A 325-nucleotide genomic window follows, 5' to 3' on the forward strand; every position below is an offset into this window, starting at 1 on the left:
CCATCCATGGCCACAATCATCCGGTGATAAACCAGGCGATGAACGACCAAATTAGCCGTATGTCCCATGTTATGTTCGGTGGCATTACTCATCCGCCCGCGGTGGCATTGTGTCGCCGTCTGGTGGCGCTGGCGCCAGAGGGTTTGGAATGCGTATTCCTGGCAGATTCCGGATCTGTGGCTGTGGAAGTGGCGATAAAAATGGCTCTGCAATACTGGCAAGCGCGCGGCGAACCGCGCATAGAGTTGCTAGCCCTGCGCCAGGGCTACCACGGAGATACCTTCGGCGCGATGTCGGTCTGCGATCCCGATAATTCGATGCACAG

At 57.2% G+C, this 325-nt stretch carries 1 pseudogene; it reads left to right on the forward strand.

Features of this window, described 5'->3' with window-relative positions:
• Positions 1 to 325 (forward strand): annotated as a pseudogene (locus tag BG74_RS15805) (aminotransferase class III-fold pyridoxal phosphate-dependent enzyme); the annotation flags it as partial.

The organism is Sodalis-like endosymbiont of Proechinophthirus fluctus, from assembly GCF_001602625.1.
GTDB lineage: Bacteria > Pseudomonadota > Gammaproteobacteria > Enterobacterales > Enterobacteriaceae.